The sequence below is a fragment of the Allobosea sp. genome, from assembly GCF_051860145.1.
Taxonomy (GTDB): domain Bacteria; phylum Pseudomonadota; class Alphaproteobacteria; order Rhizobiales; family Beijerinckiaceae; genus Allobosea.
This window is the reverse complement of the sequence record NZ_JBHYEM010000047.1, coordinates 528-812: the sequence shown is the minus strand read 5'-3', so window position 1 is coordinate 812 and position 285 is coordinate 528. Positions and strand designations below refer to the sequence as shown.

1 protein-coding gene is annotated in these 285 nt (G+C 65.6%); it reads left to right on the top strand.

Annotation, left to right across the window (positions count from 1 at the left end):
- On the top strand, positions 1-285 hold a 285-nt coding region (locus tag ACTIF2_RS27595; RefSeq protein WP_465248477.1), incomplete at both ends, for an NAD(P)-binding domain-containing protein.

Genomic DNA, 285 nt, shown 5'->3' with positions numbered 1-285 from the left:
CCTGAAGAGCTGGACGGTCTCCCGTCCTCCGCCTTCGTCGCGAAGGCGTTCACCGGCGCCAAGCTCGTCAAAGGGTTCAATCACCTGATTGCGGCCACCCTGGCTGCCGATCCGATCGTCGAAGGCGGCTACCGGGTCGTCTTTCTGTCGAGCGACGACGAGGACGCGACCGCTCCCGTGGCGGGTTTGGCCAAACAACTCGGGTTCGCACCCGTCAAGCTGGGAAAGCTCAACGAGGGTGGCGCGCTGGTGCATGCACGCGGCCGCATCTGGGGCGAGCTCATC